Annotated in this window: 16 protein-coding genes; 4 read left to right on the forward strand and 12 right to left on the reverse strand. The window is 35.4% G+C overall.

Features of this window, described 5'->3' with window-relative positions; all coding sequences use genetic code 11:
* Positions 1–9 precede the first annotated feature (9 nt).
* Positions 10–2,949, reverse strand: a complete 2,940-nt coding sequence (gene fdhF, locus RCJ96_RS18835) for a formate dehydrogenase subunit alpha (RefSeq protein WP_316150934.1) — start codon at positions 2,947–2,949, stop codon at positions 10–12.
* Positions 2,950–3,281: 332 nt separating this feature from the next.
* Between fdhF and gerSA the strand changes: the two genes are divergently transcribed.
* The 3 genes from gerSA to gerSC are packed head-to-tail and all read left to right on the forward strand — an operon-like array spanning position 3,282 to position 7,051.
* Complete coding sequence (gene gerSA, locus RCJ96_RS18840; RefSeq protein ID WP_000534503.1) at positions 3,282–4,820, forward strand: spore germination protein GerSA; 1,539 nt, start codon at positions 3,282–3,284, stop codon at positions 4,818–4,820.
* Positions 4,817–5,914: an endospore germination permease gene (locus RCJ96_RS18845; protein ID WP_074609117.1), complete on the forward strand. Its 1,098-nt coding sequence runs from the start codon at positions 4,817–4,819 to the stop codon at positions 5,912–5,914. Before gerSA ends, RCJ96_RS18845 begins: the two co-directional genes overlap by 4 nt.
* Entirely contained in the window at positions 5,915–7,051 is a 1,137-nt protein-coding gene (gene gerSC, locus RCJ96_RS18850) for a spore germination protein GerSC (protein ID WP_074609115.1), read from the forward strand. It begins immediately after the preceding gene.
* 78 nt (positions 7,052–7,129) lie between these two features.
* Here the strand turns inward: gerSC and RCJ96_RS18855 are convergent, their stop codons facing one another.
* The 4 genes from RCJ96_RS18855 to RCJ96_RS18870 all read right to left on the reverse strand — a co-directional run bounded on the left by RCJ96_RS18855 (position 7,130) and on the right by RCJ96_RS18870 (position 13,443).
* On the reverse strand, positions 7,130–7,264 hold the full coding sequence (locus RCJ96_RS18855) for a phosphonate ABC transporter permease (protein ID WP_074609113.1): 135 nt from the start codon (positions 7,262–7,264) through the stop codon (positions 7,130–7,132).
* 57 nt (positions 7,265–7,321) lie between these two features.
* Entirely contained in the window at positions 7,322–10,684 is a 3,363-nt protein-coding gene (locus RCJ96_RS18860; RefSeq protein ID WP_074609111.1) for a tubulin-like doman-containing protein, read from the reverse strand.
* 73 nt (positions 10,685–10,757) lie between these two features.
* On the reverse strand, positions 10,758–12,857 hold the full coding sequence (locus RCJ96_RS18865; protein ID WP_074609109.1) for a vWA domain-containing protein: 2,100 nt from the start codon (positions 12,855–12,857) through the stop codon (positions 10,758–10,760).
* Between the two features lie 250 nt (positions 12,858–13,107).
* Positions 13,108–13,443, reverse strand: coding sequence for a hypothetical protein (locus RCJ96_RS18870; protein WP_000842904.1), 336 nt, complete (start codon positions 13,441–13,443; stop codon positions 13,108–13,110).
* Positions 13,444–13,577: 134 nt separating this feature from the next.
* Between RCJ96_RS18870 and RCJ96_RS18875 the strand changes: the two genes are divergently transcribed.
* The gene (locus RCJ96_RS18875; protein WP_042875367.1) at positions 13,578–13,973 is read left to right on the forward strand and encodes a hypothetical protein; all 396 of its coding nucleotides are present in this window, start codon (positions 13,578–13,580) and stop codon (positions 13,971–13,973) included.
* A gap of 40 nt (positions 13,974–14,013) precedes the next feature.
* Here the strand turns inward: RCJ96_RS18875 and RCJ96_RS18880 are convergent, their stop codons facing one another.
* From RCJ96_RS18880 to RCJ96_RS18910, 7 genes are all read right to left on the reverse strand, one after another.
* Positions 14,014–14,733, reverse strand: coding sequence for a class I SAM-dependent methyltransferase (locus RCJ96_RS18880; RefSeq protein WP_074609105.1), 720 nt, complete (start codon positions 14,731–14,733; stop codon positions 14,014–14,016).
* A gap of 112 nt (positions 14,734–14,845) precedes the next feature.
* On the reverse strand, positions 14,846–16,552 hold the full coding sequence (locus RCJ96_RS18885) for a peptide ABC transporter substrate-binding protein (RefSeq protein WP_074609103.1): 1,707 nt from the start codon (positions 16,550–16,552) through the stop codon (positions 14,846–14,848).
* A 280-nt stretch (positions 16,553–16,832) separates the two neighbouring features.
* Positions 16,833–18,539: a peptide ABC transporter substrate-binding protein gene (locus RCJ96_RS18890; RefSeq protein WP_074609101.1), complete on the reverse strand. Its 1,707-nt coding sequence runs from the start codon at positions 18,537–18,539 to the stop codon at positions 16,833–16,835.
* 376 nt (positions 18,540–18,915) lie between these two features.
* Entirely contained in the window at positions 18,916–20,628 is a 1,713-nt protein-coding gene (locus RCJ96_RS18895) for a peptide ABC transporter substrate-binding protein (protein ID WP_446699830.1), read from the reverse strand.
* 347 nt (positions 20,629–20,975) lie between these two features.
* Positions 20,976–22,238 (reverse strand): dicarboxylate/amino acid:cation symporter, encoded by a 1,263-nt coding sequence (locus RCJ96_RS18900; protein ID WP_074609099.1) that lies wholly within the window; start codon positions 22,236–22,238, stop codon positions 20,976–20,978.
* A 205-nt stretch (positions 22,239–22,443) separates the two neighbouring features.
* On the reverse strand, positions 22,444–23,481 hold the full coding sequence (locus RCJ96_RS18905) for an LCP family protein (protein WP_074609097.1): 1,038 nt from the start codon (positions 23,479–23,481) through the stop codon (positions 22,444–22,446).
* Between the two features lie 17 nt (positions 23,482–23,498).
* A complete protein-coding gene (locus RCJ96_RS18910) occupies positions 23,499–24,497 on the reverse strand; it encodes an anti-sigma factor (protein WP_074609095.1) in 999 nt (332 codons plus the stop codon).
* Positions 24,498–24,507: the final 10 nt, after the last annotated feature.

Consider the following 24,507-nt stretch of genomic DNA (forward strand, 5'->3'; position numbering starts at 1 on the left):
TTTCTCCTCCTACTTATCCGTTAAATGCACATACCCTGGACGTGCCCACTTACGATGTACCTCAATACCAGATTGAGGATGACGTTTTTTATTACGCGGGTTCGCTTTTGGCATCGGATTTTCGCCATCAACTTCCAGCACTTCCATACGCACTTTCGTCTGTTTATAAGCAGGTGTGTTCGTACGCGTATCAACGGCAGGACCTGTTAAGAAATTAATTGCTGTTTCATTATCTGTAGAGTTCATCGGTAAATATAACTCATTCGCTTTTACACGATCTGTTACAAGTGCACGTAATTTTAACGCTCCAAACGGAGAGACAAGACGGACTAATGAACCAGTTTTTACTCCACGTTCTTTTGCAAGTGCTGGAGAAACTTCAACGAAAACGCCAGGCACTTTCGTTTGAATACCTGTTGATTTATTTGTCATATTCCCTTCATGGAAGTGCTCAAGCATACGACCATTGTTAATATGAAGGTCGAACTCAGCTGGGAATTCAGCTGGGCGCACCCAGTCAGCAATCGCAAAACGAGCTTTTTTATCCGGGAAGTTAAATCCATCTTGGAAAAGAAGCGGTGTATTCGTTCCATCAAAACTTCCCCAATGGAAACTATTCCATCCTTCCAATACTTCATAGTTTGCTTGTGAAAATAGTGGTGATAAACTTGCCATTTCAGCAAAAATTTCACTTGGATGACTATAACTCCAGTTTGCACCTAATTTATTCGCAACTTCCTGCACAATCCACCAGTCTGGCTTCGCATCTCCAAGCGTAGGAAGAACTTGATATAGTCTTTGAACACGACGCTCTGTATTTGTAAAAGTACCTTCTTTTTCAAGAGATGGCGCTGCTGGTAATACAACATCTGCATATTGAGCCGTTTTAGATAAGAAAACATCTTGCACAACGAAGAAATCAAGGCTTGATAATACTTCATGTACATGATTCGCATTAGAGTCTACAAGAGCCATGTCTTCTCCGACAAGATACATAGCTTTCATTTTCCCTTCGTCAATCGCGTGAAGCATTTCAATATTATTCAGACCTGGTTCGCTATTAATTTTCACTCCATAAGCCATTTCAAATTTCGCACGTTCCATATCGTTCGTAACGTGTTGATATCCAGGAAGCCATCCTGGTAAAGTACCCATATCACAAGCACCTTGTACGTTATTATGACCTCGAAGCGGATATGCACCAGCGCCTGGACGACGATAATTACCTGTTGCAAGTAGTAAGTTTGAAATCGCAGCGGAAGTATCAGATCCACCTGTATTTTGCGTTACCCCCATTCCCCAAAGGATACATGTACCATCTGCATCACGAATCATTTCAGCTATTTGAATCAGTGTTTCTTTTGAAATACCAGTCATTTCTTCTGCATATTCAAGTGTATATGCTGTAAGGCTCTCTTTGAAATCTTCAAAGAAATTTACATTCTCATCAATAAATCGTTGATCGTGCCAGCCTTGATCAATCATATATTTCGTAACAGCCATTAACCATACTTGATCTGTTCCTTGTTTTGGACTAATAAAGACATCTGAACGCTCTGCCATTTCTGTTTTACGAAGATCAGCCACAATTAATTTTTGTCCGTGTAATTTATGTGCACGTTTAATACGTGTAGCTAAAACAGGATGACCTTCTGTCGGATTACAACCTACAATAATAACAAGACCAGATTGTGCAATATCTTTAATCGTTCCAGCATCTCCGCCCATACCAATTGTACGGAATAATCCGTCTGTCGCTGGTGATTGACAATAACGTGAGCAGTTATCAATATTATTCGTTTCAAATACTTGTCGAGCTAATTTTTGAATCACATAATTATCTTCATTCGTAATTTTAGATGAAGAAATAAAACCGATAGCATCTTTACCGTACTCTTCTTTAATCGATCCTAATTTACTTGCAACTACATTCAACGCTTCTTCCCATGTTGATTCAACAAACGTTCCATTTTTACGAATTAAAGGTTTCGTAATTCGTTCTTTAGAATTTACGAAATCCCAACCAAATTTTCCTTTTACACAAGTAGAAATTGCGTTAACTGGCGCATCAGAAGAAGGCTGTACTTTAAGAATTTTACGCCCTTTCGTCCACACTTCAAATGAACAACCTACACCACAAAATGTACATACTGTTTTCGTTTTCTTCGTACGAGTATCACGCATGGCCGCTTCCACTTCTGATACCGCAAAAATACCGCTATATCCAGGCTCTACTTCTTTAATTAAATCTACCATCGGTTCAAGAATATCTGGCTTTAGTCCCGTCATAAATCCAGCTTCACCGAGCATTGTTTTCTCCATTAAAGCGTTACAAGGACAAATGGTTACACATTGACCACAACTCACGCATGAAGAATCATTAATATTTACTCCTTCATCCCAAATCACTCGTGGGCGTTCCGCTTCCCAGTCTATCGATAATGTTTCATTTACTTGTAAGTTTTGACACACCTCTACACATTGACCACATGCAATACATTGATTCGGGTCATAACGATAAAACGGATGCGTCATATCAACTTCACTTACATCTACTTTCGGTTCATAAGGATATTTTTGATGTTCAATTTCCATTAATTCTGCTGTATTATGCAGTTTACAGTTCCCATTGTTGTTGTCACATACTGTACAGTATAATAAATGATTTTCTAGTAACCGATCCATCGCCTCTGTTTGTGCTTCTTTCGCACGAGTAGAGTTACGTTCAATGTTCATACCTTCTGTCGCTACTGTCGAACAAGAGCGCATTAACTTTCCGTCAACTTCTACAATACAAGTGTCACATGTTTGAATAGGATCTACTTCTGGTACGTAACAAATTTGCGGATGTTCAATCCCGTTCTCATTTATAACACCCAATATCGTTGAACCGGGCTCCGCTGTATACTTTTTTCCGTCAATTGTAATATGAACCATGTTGTTATTCATGGTCTTTCCCCCTTTTTGAGAATAAAAAAACTCCACCACGAAAATATACGCACCACATTTCGGCACGTTATTATCATGGTGGAGTAGTTTATTAGCACATCTTGCTAAAATACCAATCCATTTATTCATAAATAAAACGATAGAGTCATAACAGGTCATATCACGATTCCATCTTTAACACTATAATTATAGCGTTAAAGTTAAAAATATACAATATAAAATTTAAACTACGCATATGTACGTATGGAACTATCCATAATAACCCATATAAAGTGAAACTTTAATCAGCCCTCACCAATCGGGATAAAACATAACAAGGAGTAAGCAAACAAATGGGGTCTTTTAATAAATGGATTCGTGGTGAAAAATCTTTTTCTAACCAAGAGCAAGCTGATCACACATTAAATAAATCTATTTCTTCTTCCCTTTCCCTTAATTTAAAGCACTTGTCCAAACTGTTTAGCGGTATTCCAGAATTAATAACACGCAATTTTCCATTAAAAAACGGACAGGAAGCTGCACTTATATATATGGAAGGACTTGTAGACAAAACTGTTATTAACGTAAACATCCTTCGTCCTCTCTTATTTAAAGAGTGGAATGAAGACGATTTTTGGGAAGCCTCTGTTTCTATCGGAAATATTAAAAAGATTGAGCAGTGGACAGACATTGAACAATCTCTTTTACACGGCAAAAGTATTTTATTTATAAACGGGCAATTATCCGCTTTAGAGCTTGATACGCAAGCGGCACCAAAAAGGAGCATTGAAGAGCCTACAACAGAGAGCTCCATAAAAAGCTCACACGAAGGATTTAATGAAGTAGCGAGCGACAGCCTTGCACTTATTCGTCGATATATTCCAAATCGCGAATTGAAAGTGAAGGAATTCACTGTTGGTGAACGAGCTACTTCAAAGGTTTTTTTGCTTTATCTAGCAGATGTTGCGGACGAAGATGTCGTAAAAGAAATGGCATCCCGTATCGAATCAGTAAAAGTGGATGCGATTCTTACTACTGGTGAATTAGAGGGGTTTGTTGAAGATAATTCCTTTACTCTCTTTCCGCAATTATCAATAACTGAACGCCCTGACACAACAGCACATCATATTCTAGATGGGCGAATTGCTGTTGTTGTAGATCGTTCACCAGGCGTATTAATTGGACCCATGACCTTTTCAGCTTTTTTTCAGACGATAGATGATTACAGCTTCAGGCCAATGATTCCATCTTTTATACGATTACTTCGTTTCACTGGATTATTTATTGCAATTTTTGCTCCTGCTCTTTATATTGCTATGATTTCCTTTCATTATGAAGTGATTCCACTTAAATTATTGTTAACGATTGGAGAATCTCGAGCTAAAATTCCTTTTCCTCCTATATTAGAAGCACTTTTGATGGAATTAGTACTTGAAATGCTCCGCGAAGCTGCAGTTCGGCTTCCGGGTCCCGTTGGACAAACCATTGGCGTCGTAGGAGGGATTGTCATCGGACAAGCTGCAGTTCAAGCAGGAATAGTAAGTAATGTCATGGTTATCGTCGTATCTATTACTGCAGTCGCTTCTTTCATCATCCCTAATCTAGAAATGTCTGCAGGAATTCGACTTCTTCGCTTCCCAATGATGATAATTGCCTCTTTATTTGGTGTCATTGGCATTATGGTTGGGATGGCAATCATTATTATTCATATACTTTCTATGGAATCTCTCGGTGTTCCTTATGGTAGTCCTTTTTCTCCGTTATTTGCTTCGGATTTAAAAGATATTCTTATACGTTTACCATGGAAAATAATGAAGAAGCGCCCACTATCCCTTAACTTAAAACAAGAGAATCGACAACGCGATATAGAAGGAACGGAGGAAGAGAAGTGACAAAGCGTGCAAAGAGGGAGATTAGTTTATTTCAATACACTTTAACAATTAGTGGTGTTCAAGTAGGATTCGGTGTCCTTACACTTCCTCGTGAAGTTGCACAAGGGGCGAATACAGATGGATGGATTTCTATTATTATTGGATGCGCTATCACTACTTTAGTCAGTCTATGTATTGTGAAAATCATGGAAAAGCACCCTGGGTATACTTTACTCAATGTGCTAACTCGTTATCTTGGGAAGTGGCTAGGAAGAGCAGGAATGATTTTTTGGATTTTATATGCTGTCCTTGCAGCTATTTCCTTAATTTTTTCCCTCTTATACGTTATTCACATTTGGATTTTACCTAGAACTCCAATGTTTTTAATTATGATTTTACTATCTATTCCCATGCTTATGCTCGCATGTAAAGGCGTTCTTATTATAAGTCGTTACGCTGTTTTCACTGTGTTTTTCACACTGTGGATGCCTTTGCTATTGTTTATCCCTCTTAAAGATGGGCATTGGATATACCTTCTCCCTCTTCTTAAAGAGGGCTGGATACCAGTTTTAAACACCGTAAAATCAACTATTATTGCATTTCTTGGATTTGAGTTTGCATTTATCCTTTATCCTTATTTGAATAACAAATCCTCTGCCAAAAAAGGGATTGTTATCGCAAATTTAATTACACTATTTCTCTATCTTCAAGTCACGTTCGTTTCTTTCGTTTATTTTAGTCCAGATGGTATAACAAAGTTTTTATGGCCCACCCTTTCTCTTGTTACACCATTTCACTTTTCATTTCTTGAACGGTTTGAAATTATCTTTTTATCTTTTTATCTCTTCATTATTTTTGATTCTTGCATTCCTTACATATTTACTGCTTCAGATGGAATCAATCAATTACTTAACAAAAAAGGGAGTTCCTTGCCTATTTGGTTTTTATTATTCGGGTGTATTGTTGTCTTATTCTTTTATATCCCTTCCTCTTACCAAATAAGTGCTTTGCGAGACTTTTGGGGAACTGCCAGTTATTTTATCGCTTTTCTATTTCCAGTCGTATTTCTCTTATACATGACACTTTATCAGCATTGGAAAAGGAGAAAAATTTAAATGAGACGCTTTATTCATTTCACTATACTTTACTTTCTCATAACCTTTTTAACAGGATGTGGAGATCGACTCGACTTAGAAAAACAATCAATTTCATTAATTTACGGCTTTGACGCAAAAGCAAAAGGAAAATTAATTGTGTACCACGTAAACCCTATTTTTAATGAAGACGTAGAAAAAAAGTACGAAACACATGAAGCGAAAGTACGTACACCTCGAGAAGCAAAAGCAACGTTTAATAGTTCAAGTGGCGGTTTAGTATCTACAGAAAAGTTACAGCTCATTTTATTTAGCACAAATTTTTTAAAACAAGAAGGGGCTATGCCTTACCTTGATGTTTGGTATCGTGATCCTAAAAACACTGGAAACATGCGTATGGTTGCAGTAGACGGTCCAATTTCTTCAGTTATATATAATAACTTTAAAGATAAGCCTGCCCTTCCCGAGTATTTAACAGATTTAATTAATACAAATAAATTATACAATCGGACAGTTTTCACACCATTTCATGAATTTCATAGGCAAACGTTTAATAAAGGTATAACACCTGCTATTTCAGAAATAAAAAAAGGAAAAAAAGATGTTATCGTTACAGGCTCTGCACTTTTAACTTCTCGCGGAATTTATAAGATGTCTTTAAATCGCTATGAAAGTGCCCTTCTGCTCATGTTGCAAAAAAAAGCTAATATACCTGTTGCACTTACAATGAAAATCCCTTCGCATTCAGTTGAAAGTAATAGTCATCTAAAAGATACAGAAGGTGAAGATTTCGTATCAATAAATGTTCTTAGCATGAATCGTGATATCCGTACAGGCTATAGCGATAACCACTTCAAATTTAATGTTAAAATGGATTTAAAAATCGCTGTATCTGAACTTACATTCAATATGGATATAGACAAAGATAGAAAGAAATTAACTTCTCTTATTACAAAACAACTAAACAAAGATTTGAACGATTTAATCCACAACATTCAAAAACAGCAGCTTGATCCATTCGGATTTGGTGATTATGCGAGAGCGTTTCAATATGAAGAATGGAAAAAAGTTGAAGACGATTGGCCGAGTGCCTTTTCAAAAGCTAACGTAAAAGTAGTACCTACTATTAAAATTTTAGAAAATGGGATTATTAAATAGCAAAAACACGCTACTTGTTCTTATACGTTTAAAGAATAAGTAGCGTGTTATCATTTTATTTTGAAACTTCCTATATAATTACGCTTCTGTTTCTGATTCTTCGTTTTCCGCTTGTTCCAACCTTTGCTGCTCCGCAATTTCAGCTGAAATCATCCCATAATAAATTTCTGGATACAATCCAAATATTTGATATACACTTCCTAAAAACGGCATCGGAATCCCTCTTTTCTAAAGTTGTATTGCCACTTTTAAGGATTCCCTTTTCATTCATTATACATTCGTTTTTGGCGTTTCTTCTTCATCATGAACGCTTAATAAATTTTGCCATTTTTTATAAGGCGCACTATTTGGATCTACGTATCCTTTCGCGTACGAACGATCCCACAATTGTTTAATAAACATTTCTTTCTCTTTCTTGGCAACCATATCGGCACCTGTACCGTAATAGTTTTGGAAATATAACTCAATTTCATCAAGGAATAACCTTAATAATTCATCAGAAGTTTCTTCTAACGTTGGATCATATTTCGCTTCACGGTCATACATTAAAATCATATCTAAAATATTATGGACATGCTCTTTACGTAGCCATCTAATATCTTGAGCACCTAATACAAATGGATGCGTATATAAATGTCCACCTTGTATCATCGCCTTTTCTTGTTCTTCTTCAAATCTGGATAAGATGTTTTCATAAATGAACGGATTATGAAGTAATGCTCTGTGCAATTTATAACTTTCGCTTGAAATATTTTTCCCCATCGACTGAATTAAGAAACTACGTCCAACGCCGTTATATTGATACACGAATTGACCATCAACAGCAACTAAACTAATCCAGCGATACATATACGCGTATAGAAGAGCTCGATTACATTTATCATAATCTAACTTCGTTTGCGTTGCATTTAAGTCTGGCATGAATGCTGGTAAGTGCCAATACTTATCTAAATGCGGTGTTAAACTAGATTTTTTACTATTCAACTTGTTTACACGGCGATAGTACGACTGAAAATAATCACCTTTATCATTCATAAATCCATTTGCAATATGTCCAGACGAAAGCTTAGGAAAGTCTTGTAGTGATAAACCGTAATGTGCACGATAACAAATGACTTCAAATGGCGAGAAAGCTTCATTTACTGTATCTTTTTCTTTAAACATTTCTTGCATTAATTCCTCTTGCAGTTCTTTCTTTAAAGATGGATGTATGCCCCAATATTGTAATTCCCTATGATGAGAAACTTTCGGCACGAATGGACTTGCTAAATGGAACAAGTCTTCAATTTTTTCACGAACATATTCATCACGATCACGATTCTTATAATCCGCTTCTTTTCGTAATGCTTCAACGATGTTCAGCTCTAATTTATCGCGATAGCGTATTTGTAATTCATCATAGCAATAACTTAGTATGTGCTCACGATAAAAGTCTTCTACCTTTTTCGATTGAATCTCTTCTGTTTTTGCATCCCGGCAATATTCCCCGTATAAGCTCATATAAATTTCCGCGCATATATCTTTCGGTAATACACCTAAATTTAAATGTTGTTGCATATCTTGCCATATCTTTTCTTGCAACTTCTCTTCAGCTAATACGTATACATTCGTTGGGTTTGTTTTTCCTTCAAATTCCTTGCTTCGTTTTTGAATTTCGAACAATAAATTTTCACGTGTTTCATGTAAATTATCAAAAAACCTTTCCCAATATTGAATCATTTTATTAACTGCTTGATATAGCGATTGATAAACGAGTTCTAATAGCATTTCTTTACGGTATTCGTTTAATTTGTGTACGTACTGCGTTACAATATCTTCAAATTCCTTTTTAAATAAACGCTGCTGGTTATTAATCATTTTTCCAAACCAGCCTTGTTGCTGCGCAATTTCTACTCGGCGTACAGCTGTTACCGTTCCATCAATATTACTCACATTAAATTTCTTATCGTAGTTTTGAATTAAATTACGCTTTTGTTCATTATTTTCATGTAGTCGATTCATTTTTTCGACTAACTGCTTTCGAATTTCATACAACATAAAACGAGCTGCTACTGGATGAACAGAATCTGTTTTCTTTAAAAACCATGTATTTAGTTGATATGACTGTCCTTCAGAACCACTTGGTGAAAAACGATCTGATTCAATCATGTCATATAAAAGTGTCGTTACATGTTCATGTACGCGGCTCGGAATCGCATACGCATATAAACGAACCGCATGGTCTACCCTTGCTACTTCACCTTTCATTTGTTCCGTCATTTTTAGCTTCGCAGCTGAAATTTTACACTCATGCTGCAGACGATTTAATTCCTCGTCTTTTTGTACCGTACGCTGTACATAACTTTCTACAGCTTCTAAAAACAGTTTAGATTTCGCAACACCAACCTTGCCGCCTTCTGCTCCTTCACGCGTTTCATTGTACATTTGTCTATAGAAAATATGAGCCTGCTCTGGACGAGTAGCAAGATGTTCTAAATCTTCTAAATAACTTTTCCCGCGCTCTGGCTTTTCACGCTGCATACCACGTTTTACATCTTGGTCATATCTATGCTTCTTCTCTTGAAACAATTGATCTAAATGAAGCCACGATTCATCTAAACCTTGCACGGCCCATTTTAAAGCACAATATTTTAACACATGCTCATATGGATAAATAATCTTTGCCGTTCCGGCCCCGCAATATCGCCCTTTCCCACTTGATTCTGCTAATTGCTGAATTTGATTATCTTCCTGTGCAAAATGATTTGCAGACATCGGACTAAATAACTGTAAATAAATCGTATTTGCCATTTGCTCCATATAATCTGATAAATTATGCAAATGGTGTCCATGTAAATTTTCATAATCGTATAAGAAACAATAATTGTACGGTAAATGGTGTTGTTTAATCGTGTGATTTGTTCTCCCATCCTCATCTACTTGATCCGGTCGATACTCTAATTCAATCGTAACCCCGCCGCGTTTTGATAACTCTCCAGTAGAACCGAGCGTAATGGCATGTAATTCTTTTAACGAAGCATAGCCATTTGCTTGCACCGTTTCAAACTCTTTCGCACTAACCGTTCTCGTCTTCACTAACACGTCCGGCATTAGAAACGCACCACGTATTAAAATGTTGTGATGTTGCAGTTTTTTCCGAAGCATTTCGCGTAAATATAGTGCAATTTGTAGAAACATTCCTGAACCTGTTCCGCCCGCTAGTGATGTTACGATAATGACACGCACTCCATATTCTGTTTGATCGCTCGTAACCGGAAAAATCTTCTCGATTTCTTGCCAAAAGGACGTGAGTTTATCTTCTTTCATTGCAGCACGTAACGCTAAACGGGAAATAACGCGTAACTGTCCTGCCCCTTCTGTCAGTGGTTTATCAAGTATAGTCGGGTCCATTGGAAACCATTCTGGAATCGTTGGATCTCCTGCAATATACTCCCTAGGCGTTTTGCTCGAACTCGTTTGCGTCTTAAACTTTCGAATATGATCAAATTTACTCAATGTATTCACATCTGTATCAAATACGTGCATTGCTACTTTTTTTCGGCGCTCCTCAGGCAGCCTTTCATATATTTGATGTGTCACAGTACTACCGATTCCACCTAAACCAATTAATATCGTTGGAACTTGTAACGTCATGTGAACCACCTTCCTATTCTTGCTTGTTTGAAAAAAGGAGGGAAAAATAATACTCTCCTCTTTTCCCCATCTACTATTCACACTCGTATTTGTAAATTTCCTTACCATATCCTCTATCAATTACTAAAAGTTCATTTGGATATAGTGTCTTATGTTCCATTCCAACCTCATCCTCTGTTATAAACATCCCATCAATAATCATTCCTACTACTTGTGACTCTTTCGCTACAAATATCGATTTCGATCCTTTCTTTGCTATAAACGTAACGGATTGCACAGTCTTTCTTTCTGCTCTAAACGGAATGCCAAAATAATGTTTCCACCATTTATTTTTAAGTAATTCTGGCTCAGATTGATATAACCAATCTTTCGCTACTTCTTGATCCCATTCGTAATACAATAGTGCTTTCCGGTGAAATCTCGGACGGACAATCCATCCTAAAACGATTATTCCTACTATTAACAGTAATAAAGTGATAGGAATAACAAACTTAAAAATAAGCGCATACTTTTCATAAAACGGTGCATTTTGAATATGGAGTGTTATTTTTTTCTTTACTTCTTGTAATTTTGAATCCTGCACTACGATGGTAGCTTCTACGGTGCCGGTATCTGTAAAATTGAACGTGTCGGAGTAATGAGGGCGAGGATAAATATAAATTTGATTACCATGCTGTTTTATTTCATAGTTGATTGATTGTTTAGATGTGACACCAGTAGATTTTAATAGTTTTTTTACAGCCTCTTCTGTCATCGGCTTATCATCTAACTGTGGTTGTATAATAAATGGTTTACTATTCTCTAAATTTGTTACTTTTTCTTCATAATCTTTCGTGACAGTTTGAAGTGATAATTTAGGCTTTTTCGTTGTTTCGATTTTAAATTCTTTCGTCTGTCTGTAAAACCCCTTTATGTTCATATGAACTTTCCCGCGTACTAATCCTTTAGTAAGCTTCGTTTCGTAATAAAATACATGTCTTTTATCGTCCCACTTCATCGCATGTTGCTTCCCGTCTATTTCTACTTCTGCCTGAAAGTAAGAAGACTGAACTGGCAACTCAGTAGGTTTTGCTTCAATAACAGCTGTCACATCTTCATACATTTCCTCAACATTTTTTCTATCCTTATCCTCTTTGTCATAAGTAGAAACAGTATAATTAAGTGCCGGTTCGACTAGTACTTGTAATCCTTCTTTCTCAATATCTCGGTCCACTTCTATCGTATACGTTCCTGGTTTAATAACTTCCTTATTTTCCGTACTTATATGAACTATATTTCCGAACAATTTCGCTTCGCCTGGTGCATGTATGGAAAAAGAAGATTGTAATTGTAATGGTTTAGAAATTTGTGTGACCTGATAATTAGACAAAGAAGGCGATTGTCGCACAAGCGTCATACGCTTTAATGGAAATGGTGTTGTAATCTCTACTTTCTTTCCTACCACTTTCGTTTTTACAATCGATTCCACAGAGGAGAACGGATCACGATTTGCAACTAATGCCGCCACTTGATTGACGCTTTTTACAATACCATCCTCTCCACTAGATGGCATCGTAACTCCATTTATCTCTTTCTTCCATATTTCTTTAAACGTATTTAGTTGTGCCTTTTCTTGCTGTCCTAAATCCTCTTCCATCGTAATTAAAATTGGATGTAACGATATCTTTTTTGCATCCATTTCTTTCTTAAACTGTGCTAACTTCTGTGTAATTTGTTCTTTTCCACCAATCTTATCTTTCTCTAAATCATTAAATGCCCCGTCAGTTAAGACAATAAGCCAAAATTCACGTTTCCCATCTATATCTGCTTCCTTTTTTATAGATTGCATCGCCGTTTCTACTGCGCTAAACGGAGTATTTAAATACGTTTTCCACGCTCCAATTCCCTCAATTTCCGTTTGTCTCTTATCCTTCGCTAACGAAATGTTTAATGGATCATTCGGCTTGCTCATTGGAACGTAAGAAAATGTATCTTTTTCATCTAATAGCGCAACTAAACTTTGCAAAGCATAATTGGCATATTTCCAGCGATCGTTATTTCTCATGCTGCCCGAATCATCATATACAAGTGAAACGACCCTTTCCTTTGCCTCCTCTCCTTTTGCAAAAGTCCAAAAAGGATGTAACCATATACATAGAAACAACATGAATGTGGCACAAATTCGAATTTTCATGATGAGGCTTCGCCACCTTTGTAGACAAATTCCTATGTTTAAATTTATGAGAGGATACAAGATATATGACTTGTATTTTAGGACAACTAGCGCAGCATAACTTTATTATGTAAACAGTTATAAAAACTGAATATGATTCCTTCTAGCGTTTTCTATCCGATCATATAAGTAAAAAAGCCTGTTTAAGCTCTACACTTAAAACAGACTTTTCCTACTTTTTATTTTAAAAACACATAACAAAAAGTTTGATTTATTGCTTCACATACACTTCAACAATCGGATTATCTTTATGATCCGCATGCAAGCGTATATTCTCCTCACTTGTACTATATATGCTAGCTAATAACATAATTGTTAACACGTTAGGAGTTTTTGCATCACTCCCGTATTTTCTTTCCAGCGCTTCCTTATATTCAAAATCCAAGTCCCCTTGCACATATGTATACACTTCAAAACCATCTTCTAAATTGCAAACTACTGTATCAATAATATCTGCCCCTACTTGCTTTTTCATTTCCTCTCGCAATGCTTCAATAAATTCTTCCCACGGTACTTCGTATGTCTGAAACTGATCTGTAGATTTCATGCCTTTTCCTCCTTATATATCCTCTTCCTATATTTCCCCTTTCCTATAACAATTATGATAGTTAGGGCATTCGTACAAGCCGCACTTGTCCCCCTTACATATCGTATTACTGTAATGGGGAAGGAGGAATGAATATGCATAGACAAAAATGTTATGATACGTGCCGACGTTACTTCGGAAAAGTTGTTCGGATTGAAGACCGTGATGGCCGTATACATTTAGGTAAAATAATCGATGTGACACAAAGCTCTGTATGGATTGAACCGGTGCAACAGCGCTCATCTTTTGATTCAGGATTCGGATACTATGACGCTTATGCAAATGGTGGTTGCGACCTTTGCGGCGGCCTTAGCAGATGTGATAGTTGCGGATTTGGTTGTGGTGGTGGATTCAGCGGCTGTGGATGTGGCGGTCGTGGTTGCAGTAATTGTGGTTGCGGCGGCTGGGGCGGTGGCGGTTGTGGCTGGGGTGTTGAACTCGGATTTGGTTTCATCTTCGGAATTACATTAGCTGCATTATTTTTCATTTAACATAGTAAAGAGTTGACTACCTTTAGCCAACTCTTTTCCTTTATTTTTCACATATAAAAATACGATGACCTAAAATATGTTGGTACATAAGCCTTATATTTTCATGCTGCACCCATGCCTCATATAACTCATTCGGAATAAATTGTGATACATTCCATTCCGGCTCTTCTATATAGCTAGAGATTGTTTCTGCAATTGTACCACCGCCAGCAATAGTAACCCGCCGAAAATTTGCTTTCTGAAATAATTGTACCCACTCGCTCTCAGTTAATAGTTCTTTCATCCCGTATAATTGAGCGATTTTTTCTTCCTCTCCCTTATCAATGTGCCTATCAATAATCATTTCAATGACAACAAGCTTACCGTCTTTCTGTAATACACGATAGCACTCTGAAATAACCTTTTCTTTTTCTGTAAAAGCGAGTATCGATTCTCCGAGTACGAACACAAATGAGTCATGTAAACAAGGTAATTGCTCTACATTCCCTTCAATTAATTGAATGTCTAGTCCTTCAAACGACCATCTATCTTTCGCCTTTTGAATCATAATTTCATTCTTTTCCACCGCTGTTACTTTATAACCACACTCTTTTGTCATATACGCTGCTGTTTTCCCCGTACCGCAGCCGAGTTCAAGGACATTTGCTCCATATCTAAAAGGCAATTGTGCTAACAGTTGTTTTGTTAACGTAAAACCACCAGGATGAGCACTCCCTATTCCATAATAAGCTAGGAAATCAATGTATGTGTTTCGTTTCATAAAATTCTCCTTTAAATTTTCTATAATACATATATTCACCCATCCATAATTAGTGCACATAAAAAAGCATTCCCAAGTGCGATACCGCAACTTGAAAATGCTCTTCTCTTTTTTATTTCTCTTCAATATACGCCCATTTAAAGCTATATTCCGGACTAATATTATGTTTCACAATTCCCTTTACATTCGGTTTCATAACATATGATTTAGCACTTTGATATAAAGGTACGAGCGCTACATCTTCCTCAAGTAATAATTTCTCTGCCTTACCTAACTCTGTCCAACGTTTTTTTGCATCAGCCATCCATTCTGTCTTACTTTTAGTAATAATGTCATCATATTTTGAATTTGAGTAGCTCATCTGGTTTTGCGAATTTTTTGTTTCAAACATATCAAGATATGTCATTGGATCCGCATAATCTGGATTCCAGCCACCATATGAAAAATCATAATCTTGGTCTGATTCTAATTTTAGTTTTTGTTTAAATGGTTGCAACTTAATATTTACTGTCACGCCTTTCAAATTCTTTTCAACTTGATCTTTTACATACTCCCCAACTTTTTTCGCATTACCAGTATCATAATTTAACAGTTCAATTGTTACTTGATCTTTTCCAAGTTCTTTTTTCGCTTCTTCCCATGCTGCTGCTGCCTTTTTAGAATCTTGTTTTAAACCATTCTTGAACGTTTCTGCGAAATCTTTACCGTCTGGTCCACTTGCTAAACCTTTTGGTACTAAGTAATCGACTGGTTTTGAACCATCATTTAAAATGACATTCGTTAAAGCTTTCTTATCAATTGATAATGCGATTGCTTCACGTAATTTTTTACTCTTTAGAGGTGTATCTTGCCCACCACGTTTTTGATTTAGACGTAAGTAAAACGTACTTGTTTCCGAATAGGCCCCAAACTCTTCTTTATTGTTTCTATACTTATCCACGAATTCACCTGATAATAGTGCGAAATCAATTGCACCTGTATCAAATAAGTTTACTCTTGTAGCTACTTCTTTTACTACACTATAGTTGATTTCATCTAGTTTTACAGTCTTTTTATCCCAATATTGATCATTTTTCTTTAATTTCCAGCCTTGCTCATGTTTCCAGTCTGTAAGCACAAATGGACCATTATACAGTGTTGTATCAGACTCTAAACCGAATTTATTTCCTTTTTCTTTTACGAACTTTTCATTTAATGGATAGTATGACGCAAATGCCATTAAGTTCAAGAAATATGGTACAGGTCTTTCTAGTTCTACTTCAAGCGTATAATCATCTACCGCTTTTACACCTAATGTCGAAACTTCTCCTTTTCCTTGATTAATCGCTTCTGCATTTTTAAGATAGTAAGCAATAAATGCATACTCAGCAGCTGTTTTTGGATCTACTAGACGTTGCCATGCAAATACGAAATCTTTCGCTGTTACAGGATCACCATTTGACCATTTTGCATCTTTCCGTAATTTAAATGTATATTTTTTGCCATCCTCGCTTTTTGTGCTAGATTCCGCTACAGCTGGGATTGGCTTATTATCTTTATCTAATCGATATAAACCTTCCATTGTATTCCCTAAAATTTGTGAGCCAAGTGTATCTGTATTTTTTGAAGTATCCATCGTCGGAATTTCATTCGTTTCTGTACGATTTAGCACTTGCTTTGCCGCATATTTAATATCAGATTTCTTCTCTTCTCCACCATTATTAGACGTTGTAGTCGGTTTCTTCTCCCCACCAGAAGATCCAGAACACGCTGTTAACGCCATACTCATCACTAAAACTGGTGCTACAACCGCCGTAAACTTTTTCATCTTTTTCTTCATTTTTGTACCCTCCCCAATTATATGTACGAAACTAACTTTGAGAGATGTTCTATGAACTTAGTTATTAATACCTTTTCACTAATTAACATCCTGTTAATTATCCTCATTTTTGAAGTTTCACTTATTTTATTTTTATAGTAACTAAGTATTTTACTATTACTACTATACGAATTCTCCCCCATCTACTATATGTCAGTACCACTTTTCTTATTCTTCTCTATTTAATTTAATAGAAAAAGAGCGTGTTAAAGGTAATTATCTTTTAACACGCTCCTTTTTATTATTTGCCTTCCGTTACATAAGCCCACTTAAAGCTATACTCTGGACTAATGTTATGTTTCACAATTCCTTTTACATTCGGTTTCATTACATATGCTCTACCTGTTTGATATAAAGGTACCATCCCTGCATCTTCTTCAAGTAATAATTTTTCTGCTTTACCTAACGTTTCCCAACGTTTCTTCGCATCAGACATTAACTCATTACCTGCTTTTTTCACCATTTCATCATATTTCGGATTCGAATAACTCATTTGGTTATATGGGCTCTTCGATTCGAACATATCAATAAATGTCATTGGATCCGAATAATCTGGGCTCCAACCAGCAAATGAAATTTCATAATCTTGTGCTGATTCTAATTTTAGTTTTTGTTTGAACGGCTGAATTTTCGTATTAACCGTTACACCTTTTAAATTTTTCTCAATTTGATCTTTAAAGTAGTCAGCAATTTTTTTCGCTGTTCCATCATCATAGCTTAGTAATTCAATTGTCACTTGATCTTTTCCAAGTTCTTTTTTCGCTGCTTCCCAAGCTGCTGCTCCTTTTTTCGGATCATATTTCAAACCATTTTTAAATGTATCTTGGTAATCTTTACCGTCTGGTCCTGTCGCAAGCCCTTTTGGTACTAATTGATCTGTTGCTTTTGAACCGTTATTTAAAATAACGTTTGCTAAACCTTTTTTATCAATTGATAATGCGATTGCTTCACGTAGTTTTTTGCTCTTTAACGGTGTATCTTGTCCGTTACGTTTTTGATTTAAACGTAAGAAGAATGTACTTGCTTCTGAATATTCACCATACTCTTCTTTATTCGATTTATATTTATCAACGAACTCCCCTGATAATAGTGTGAAATCAATTGATCCTGTATCATATAAGTTTACTTTCGTCGCAACTTCTTTTACTACACTATAGTTAATTTCTTCTAATTTCACAGTTTTATTATCCCAGTACTTATCATTTTTCTTTAGCTGCCATCCTTGTTCATGTTTCCATGAAGCCATAACGAACGGTCCGTTATACAACGTTGTATCTGCTTCTAAACCGAACTTATCTCCTTTTTCTTTTACGAACTTTTCATTTAAAGGATAGTACGATGGGAATGCCATTAAATTCAAGAAATATGGCACTGGTTTTTCTAATTCTACTTCTAGCGTATAATCATCTACCGCTTTTGCCCCTAAATCTGTTAGTGGCTTTTCACCTTTATTAATCGCCTCTGCGTTTTTAATATAGTAAGCGATAAACGCATATTCTGCCGCTGTATTTTTATCAAGTAAACGCTGCCATGCGTATACGAAATCTTTCGCTGTTACAGGCTCACCGTTTGACCATTTTGCATCTTTACGTAGTTTAAATGTATATTTTTTGCCATCCTCGCTTTTCGTACTAGATTCTGCTGCAGCTGGGATTGGCTTATTATCTTTATCTAATCGATATAAACCTTCCATTGTGTTCCCTAAAATTTGAGAACCTAATGTATCAGTAGATTTCGAAACATCCATCGTCGGAATCTCTTGATTCTCTGTACGATTTAACACTTGTTTCGCTGCGTATTTAATTTCAGATTTTTTCTCTTCCCCACCACCGCTAGACGTCGTAGTTGATTTCTTCTCCCCACCAGATCCAGAACAAGCTGTCAACGCCATACTCATCGCTAAAACTGGCGCTACAACCGCCGTGAACTTTTTCATCTTTTTCTTCATTTTTGTACCCTCCCCAATTATATGTACGAAACTATTTTTGAGAGATTTTCTAATAACTAGTTATCAGAAAATTCTTATTAATTAATATTCTACTAATTTTTCCGGTTTTGTAAAGTTATTTTTAAAATATTCTAAAAATTATTTTTTTGTAATAGTAACGAGTATTCTTTACAATTATCACGATACAAGTTCTTTCCTACATCTATCTATTTATTCGCATGTATTCTCATAATAAAAGAGCATTCCAAAAGTAAATAGTCTACTTTTAGAATGCTCTATCATTTTATCTTTCTATTGTGGACAATGAGATTCTCACTACAAAATAAGCTAAGAAACCTATATACATCCACTTAAATATAGCCTCACTACTTAAAAATTATTTTCCATCTTTTTCAGTCATGTACGCCCACTTGAAGCTATACTCTGGGCTAATGTTATGGTGAACGATGCCTTTTGCGTTTGGTTTTTGAACGTATGCATCACCACGTTGGTATAAAGGTACAAGCGCTACATCTTGCTCAAGAAGTAATTTCTCAGCTTTTCCTAGCTCTTCCCAACGTTTCTTCGCGTCACCCATTAATTCTCCGCCAGCTTTTTTGATCATATCATCATACTTCGGATCAGCGAAGCTCATTTGGTTATGAGAATGATTAGACTGGAACATATCTAAGAATGTCATTGGGTCAGCGTAGTCAGGTCCCCAACCAGCATATGATAAATCATAATCTTGCTCTGTTTCTAATTTCAGTTTTTGTTTGAATGGTTGAAGTTTAATATTAACAGTTACACCTTTTAAGTTTTTCTCAATTTGATCTTTTACATATTCCCCAACTTTTTTCGCATTACCAGTGTCATAGTTTAATAGCTCAATTGTAACTTGGTCTTTTCCAAGCTCTTTTTTCGCTTCATCCCATGCAGCTGCTGCTTTTTTCGCATCTGGTTTAATACCATTTTTAAATGTTTCTTGGAAGTCTTTACCGTCTGGTCCAGTTGCTAATCCTTTCGGTACTAAGAAGTCCGCAGGTTTAGATCCATCATTTAGAATAACGTTTGATAGATTTTTCTTATCGATTGAAAGTGCGATAGCTTCACGTAATTTCTGGCTCTTTAACGGTGTATCTTGCCCGCCACGTTTTTGGTTCATACGTAAGAAGTAAGTACTTACTTGTGAGTATGTGCCAAACTCTTCTTTATTGTTTCTATACTTATCAACGAATTCACCCGATAGAAGTGCAAAATCAATTGCATTTGTATCATATAAGTTTACTCTTGTCGCTACTTCTTTTACTACACTATAGTTAATTTCGTCTAGTTTTACAGTCTTTTTATCCCAATATTGATCGTTTTTCTTTAGTTTCCAGCCTTGCTCATGCTTCCAATCAGTAAGAACGAACGGTCCGTTATATACTGTCGTATCAGACTCTAAACCGAATTTATCCCCTTTTTCTGTTACAAATTTCTCATTTAACGGATAGTACGATGGGAATGCTACTAAGTTTAAGAAGTATGGTACTGCTTGTTCTAATTCAACTTCTAAAGTAAGGTCGTCTACTGCCTTTACTCCTAGTTCCGTTACAGGTTTTTCACCTTTATTAACAGCTTCTGCATTTTTAATTGGGAATGCGATAAATGCATACTCAGCAGCTGTTTTTGGATCTAATAGACGTTGCCAAGCATATACGAAATCTTTCGCTGTTACAGGATCACCATTTGACCATTTTGCATCTTTACGTAATTTGAATGTATATTTTTTACCCTCCTCACTCTTCGTGCTTGATTCTGCCGCAGCTGGGATTGGTTTGTTATCTTTATCTAATCGATATAAACCTTCCATCGTGTTCCCTAAAATTTGAGAACCTAATGTATCTGTATTTTTAGAAGTATCCATTGTTGGAATCTCATTTGTTTCAGTACGATTTAGTACTTGTTTCGCTGCTAATTTTTCTTCTGATTTGCTATCTCCGCCTGAGCTAGAATTTGTGCTTGTCTTCTTATCTCCACCTGATGTAGAACATGCTGTTAATGCCATACTCATTGCTAAAACTGGTGCTACAACTGCTGTTAGTTTTTTCATTTTTTTCTTTTTCACTTTCTGTACCCTCCCTAATTCTAAACGCTCTCATTTAAGAATTTTCTGATAATTCTGTTTTTCTTTATATATTTATCAGAAGATTCTTATTAACTATTATTCTACTAATTTTTTGAGTTTTGTAAAGTGTTATTATTGAAAATTTTTAAAAAATTATTTTATTACAGTAATATTCATAAAAATTCCATAATCTTTCGAAACACTATATCTTATTGAATCTTATGTATTGATTTAATAGTCTTTATATCCTTCCACTATAAAACGCCTGTAAAGTATTGTTAATAAATAATGTATATCATAACAAACCTCTTTTCTACAAAAATAAAAAAGTCAGCAAAGCTGACTTTTTACCCGGCCATTTTTTCTCTTTTCATTTCCTCTACTACTTTCATATACTTCTCGTTATCAAATTCATTTTCACTTTTTGCAACTACTACAGTCGCAATACCGTTACCAATTAAATTAACGATAGCACGTGCTTCTGACATGAAACGATCTACACCAAGTAATAGTGCTAACCCTTCTAACGGAATAACATTCATCACAGATAAAGTAGACGCTAGTACAATAAAGCCTCCACCTGTTACTGCGGCTGCTCCTTTAGATGTAACTAACAAAATAGCTATTATCGTTAATTGTTGACCTAGTGAAAGATCGACGTGAAAGACTTGCGCTAAAAATATAGTGGCCATCGATAAATAAATTGTTGTTCCATCTAAATTAAAAGAGTACCCCGTCGGAATGACTAAACCTACTACCGGCTTCGAACATCCGAAGTCTTCCATCTTTGTCATCATTCGCGGTAATACTGATTCTGATGATGATGTCCCAAGAACAATAAGTAATTCTTCTTTAATATGCGCTAAATATTTCCACAAACTAAATTTATAAAATTTACAAATGAAATTTAAAACAATAAAAACAAATAATGCCATTGTTGCATATACACAAATCATTAATTTACCAAGTGGAATAAGTGTACTTAAACCATATTTTCCAATTGTAAATGCCATTCCACCGAATGCTCCAACCGGTGCTAATTTCATTACAATTGATAAAATGTTAAAAAATACTTTCGATAATCTTTCAAAAAAGTCGATTACCGGCTGTCCATTTTTCCCTAACATCGTTAACCCTGCGCCAAATAAAATAGAGAAAAATAACACTTGTAAAATATCACCTTTTGCAAATGCTTCAAACATGTTAGACGGCACAATATGTAAAAAGAAATCCATCCATTTCATTTCTTGCCCGCTTTGTACATATTGTGAAACATCTCCGCCCTTTAGTTTTGAAGGGTCTAATCCGTCTCCTGGACGCACAACATTCGCTACAATGATACCAATTATTAAAGCCGCTGTTGTAACAATTTCAAAATATAATAGTGCCTTTCCACCAACACGACCTACCTTTTTCATACTTCCCATACTTGCAATACCAAGCACAATTGTTAAAAAGATAATTGGTGCAATAACCATTTTAATCATATTGATGAACGTTTCACCAATTGGCTTCATCTCTTGTCCAACACTCGGCCAAATTGCTCCTACTGCAATACCACAAATAATGGCCACAATAACTTGGAATGTTAAATTTTTTACAATTCTCATTTTTAATACTCCCCTGTTTCTTTCATTTCTCCCATACTATTTCAATAATTGCTAATGATATATTCTATGTAATAGCCCCCCTGTTATGTAACTTAAACTATAACTTTATGTTACACTATTATGTTTATTTTGAAAATAGTATATAACATTTCTATATAAACGACATACTATTTAACGTAATAAAAAAGCAGACATTACATCTGCTTTAATTCTCCTCAATCTGCTTTTCACTTAATCCTAAATGTGTTCTAAGCATATTACTCAAACTCTGCAAATCTTTTTTATTAGGATTATAATAATATACACGTTGCCCATTTGGACCATTAGGTAAATATAAATCATCACCAGCTAATTGTATTTTTTCAACTGAACTATTTAAACCGTATTTATAAAAAGATAAAATATCATCCATTGCTAAATTTGTTTTAAAATCACCATCAACCGCCTCAACTATTTTTTCTAGCTTCGTAATCGATCCTACACTTTTTAATTTACTTAAAATCGCTTCCATAACAAGTTGTTGGCGCTGTCCTCTCATTGCATCACTATCAATATGACGCGTTCTTGCTAAGGCAAGTGCCTCTTCCCCTGTTAATTTTTGTAGTCCTTTTTTCAAATGGATCGCGTCAGGTTCATCTTTACTATTTTGCTCCGTAAATTCAACTGGGACATCTACTTCAATCCCATCTAATCCATCAACAATTTTAGTAAATGAATTAAAATTAAACTTTACAAAATAATCAACAGGCACTTGTAATAACTTTTCTACCGCTTCCACTGAAGCTTGCGGCCCTCCATCTTTACCATTTTTAACGAAACCACTTCCATATGCATGCGTTATTTTATCTTTTTTCTTTTCAACCGGAACATATGTGTATGTATCACGTGGTATACTCGTTAATTTCACAGTCTTATCATCTTTATTAAAAGTAGCTAACAGTAGTGCATCTGTATGAAATGCACCATTATACTCCTTTTGTCGTTCTTGATTTTCATCAATTCCCATAATTAAAAGTGAAACATTATTCGTAATCGGTTTTACAGTTTCCTCACGTAAATTTGATTTTTCACCACGTACTAAATTAACATTTGATTTTTGTACGAGATTAGAAGTTTTCTTATATACGTAAGTACCATATCCAAATCCGCAAAATAGTAATATTGCTAACAATACACTTATTATCGTTGTCTTTTTATATTTTCGTTTATTTTTCTGTTCTCTTGAAGAAGAATGATTCTCCATATTGTTTCCTCCGTTTTCTATTCATCTAATATATTTTTCACTTTTTCATACTTAGCTCTATCCTTTTGAAATGTATTCTCTTTCAATCCTTTGTTTATTTGTATCCATTCTGTTGTAATCGAATATTGAATCATACCTTCGTGGAAACTAAGGAATTTTAGCATAATCCCTGTATTTTTCTCTACAACCATTTCAAATTTCCCTCTTAAATCTTCAGATGTACTTACAGGCATTTCTATATTTATTGTCCCTTCTATTTTGTAGCAATCAAGTCCAAGATACTTCGTTTCTTTATAATTCCAATCTTTATATCGGATTAATAGATCAGCAAATTCGGATTGAATACTATACTTCGCGAATCCCACATATTCATCATCATATCTTTTTTTCTCACCTGATTTTCTCAATAACCTTTCCGTAGGATTTAATTTTAATAGTTCATAGTTTCTTTCTTTCGGGCTCCATTTTGTTTCTTTGTACGTATACTTCTCATCATCAAATTCTTTTTTCTTGCCTTCGTTATATATAATGGTTCGTTTTTTCGTTAGCTTGTCTTCTTTTGAAGAGATTCCTCTTTGTTGCTCCGTATCAATCGCATATTTGTATGTTGTAGCAATTCTTGACGAACTAGAATATTCCTCAAATTGTCCTGAAATATTATTAAAATGATCAATGGAATCTAGCATCTTTTCATGAATCTTTTCTTTATCTGGATAATTTGCATTCGCTTTTATTTCCTCTTCATTTTCGTAATCAGAAAATGCCTTTTTCTTTACATATTCAAACACTCCGCCGTTTTGAGCAAAAATTTGATCAGAAAACTCCGACATAGACACAATTGAAAGTGCTAGAACCGCAGCACTTATAGCCATCATATAAACTCTGTAACCTTTCTTTTTTACCGGGAGATTATGTAGTGTACGATTAATCTTTTCATTTAACTCTGGTGGCACTATAACACTCTCTTCTTTTATTCTCTTTTTTAATTTCTCATCAAATAATTTGTCATCAGCCATCCTTTGCACC

This window comes from Bacillus sp. BSL6 (genome assembly GCF_052928345.1).

Coding starts and splice junctions, on each gene's coding strand:
- fdhF (WP_316150934.1), bottom strand. CDS start 2,949: ATGAATAACAACATGGTTCATATTACAATTGACGGAAAAAAGTATACA.
- RCJ96_RS18870 (WP_000842904.1), bottom strand. CDS start 13,443: ATGAAATCTACAGATCAGTTTCAGACATACGAAGTACCGTGGGAAGAA.
- RCJ96_RS18880 (WP_074609105.1), bottom strand. CDS start 14,733: ATGAAACGAAACACATACATTGATTTCCTAGCTTATTATGGAATAGGG.
- RCJ96_RS18885 (WP_074609103.1), bottom strand. CDS start 16,552: ATGAAGAAAAAGATGAAAAAGTTTACGGCGGTTGTAGCACCAGTTTTA.
- RCJ96_RS18855 (WP_074609113.1), bottom strand. CDS start 7,264: ATGCCGTTTTTAGGAAGTGTATATCAAATATTTGGATTGTATCCAGAA.
- RCJ96_RS18875 (WP_042875367.1), top strand. CDS start 13,578: ATGCATAGACAAAAATGTTATGATACGTGCCGACGTTACTTCGGAAAA.
- RCJ96_RS18910 (WP_074609095.1), bottom strand. CDS start 24,497: ATGGCTGATGACAAATTATTTGATGAGAAATTAAAAAAGAGAATAAAA.
- RCJ96_RS18900 (WP_074609099.1), bottom strand. CDS start 22,238: ATGAGAATTGTAAAAAATTTAACATTCCAAGTTATTGTGGCCATTATT.
- RCJ96_RS18865 (WP_074609109.1), bottom strand. CDS start 12,857: ATGAAAATTCGAATTTGTGCCACATTCATGTTGTTTCTATGTATATGG.
- RCJ96_RS18860 (WP_074609111.1), bottom strand. CDS start 10,684: ATGACGTTACAAGTTCCAACGATATTAATTGGTTTAGGTGGAATCGGT.
- gerSA (WP_000534503.1), top strand. CDS start 3,282: ATGGGGTCTTTTAATAAATGGATTCGTGGTGAAAAATCTTTTTCTAAC.
- RCJ96_RS18890 (WP_074609101.1), bottom strand. CDS start 18,539: ATGAAGAAAAAGATGAAAAAGTTCACGGCGGTTGTAGCGCCAGTTTTA.
- gerSC (WP_074609115.1), top strand. CDS start 5,915: ATGAGACGCTTTATTCATTTCACTATACTTTACTTTCTCATAACCTTT.
- RCJ96_RS18905 (WP_074609097.1), bottom strand. CDS start 23,481: ATGGAGAATCATTCTTCTTCAAGAGAACAGAAAAATAAACGAAAATAT.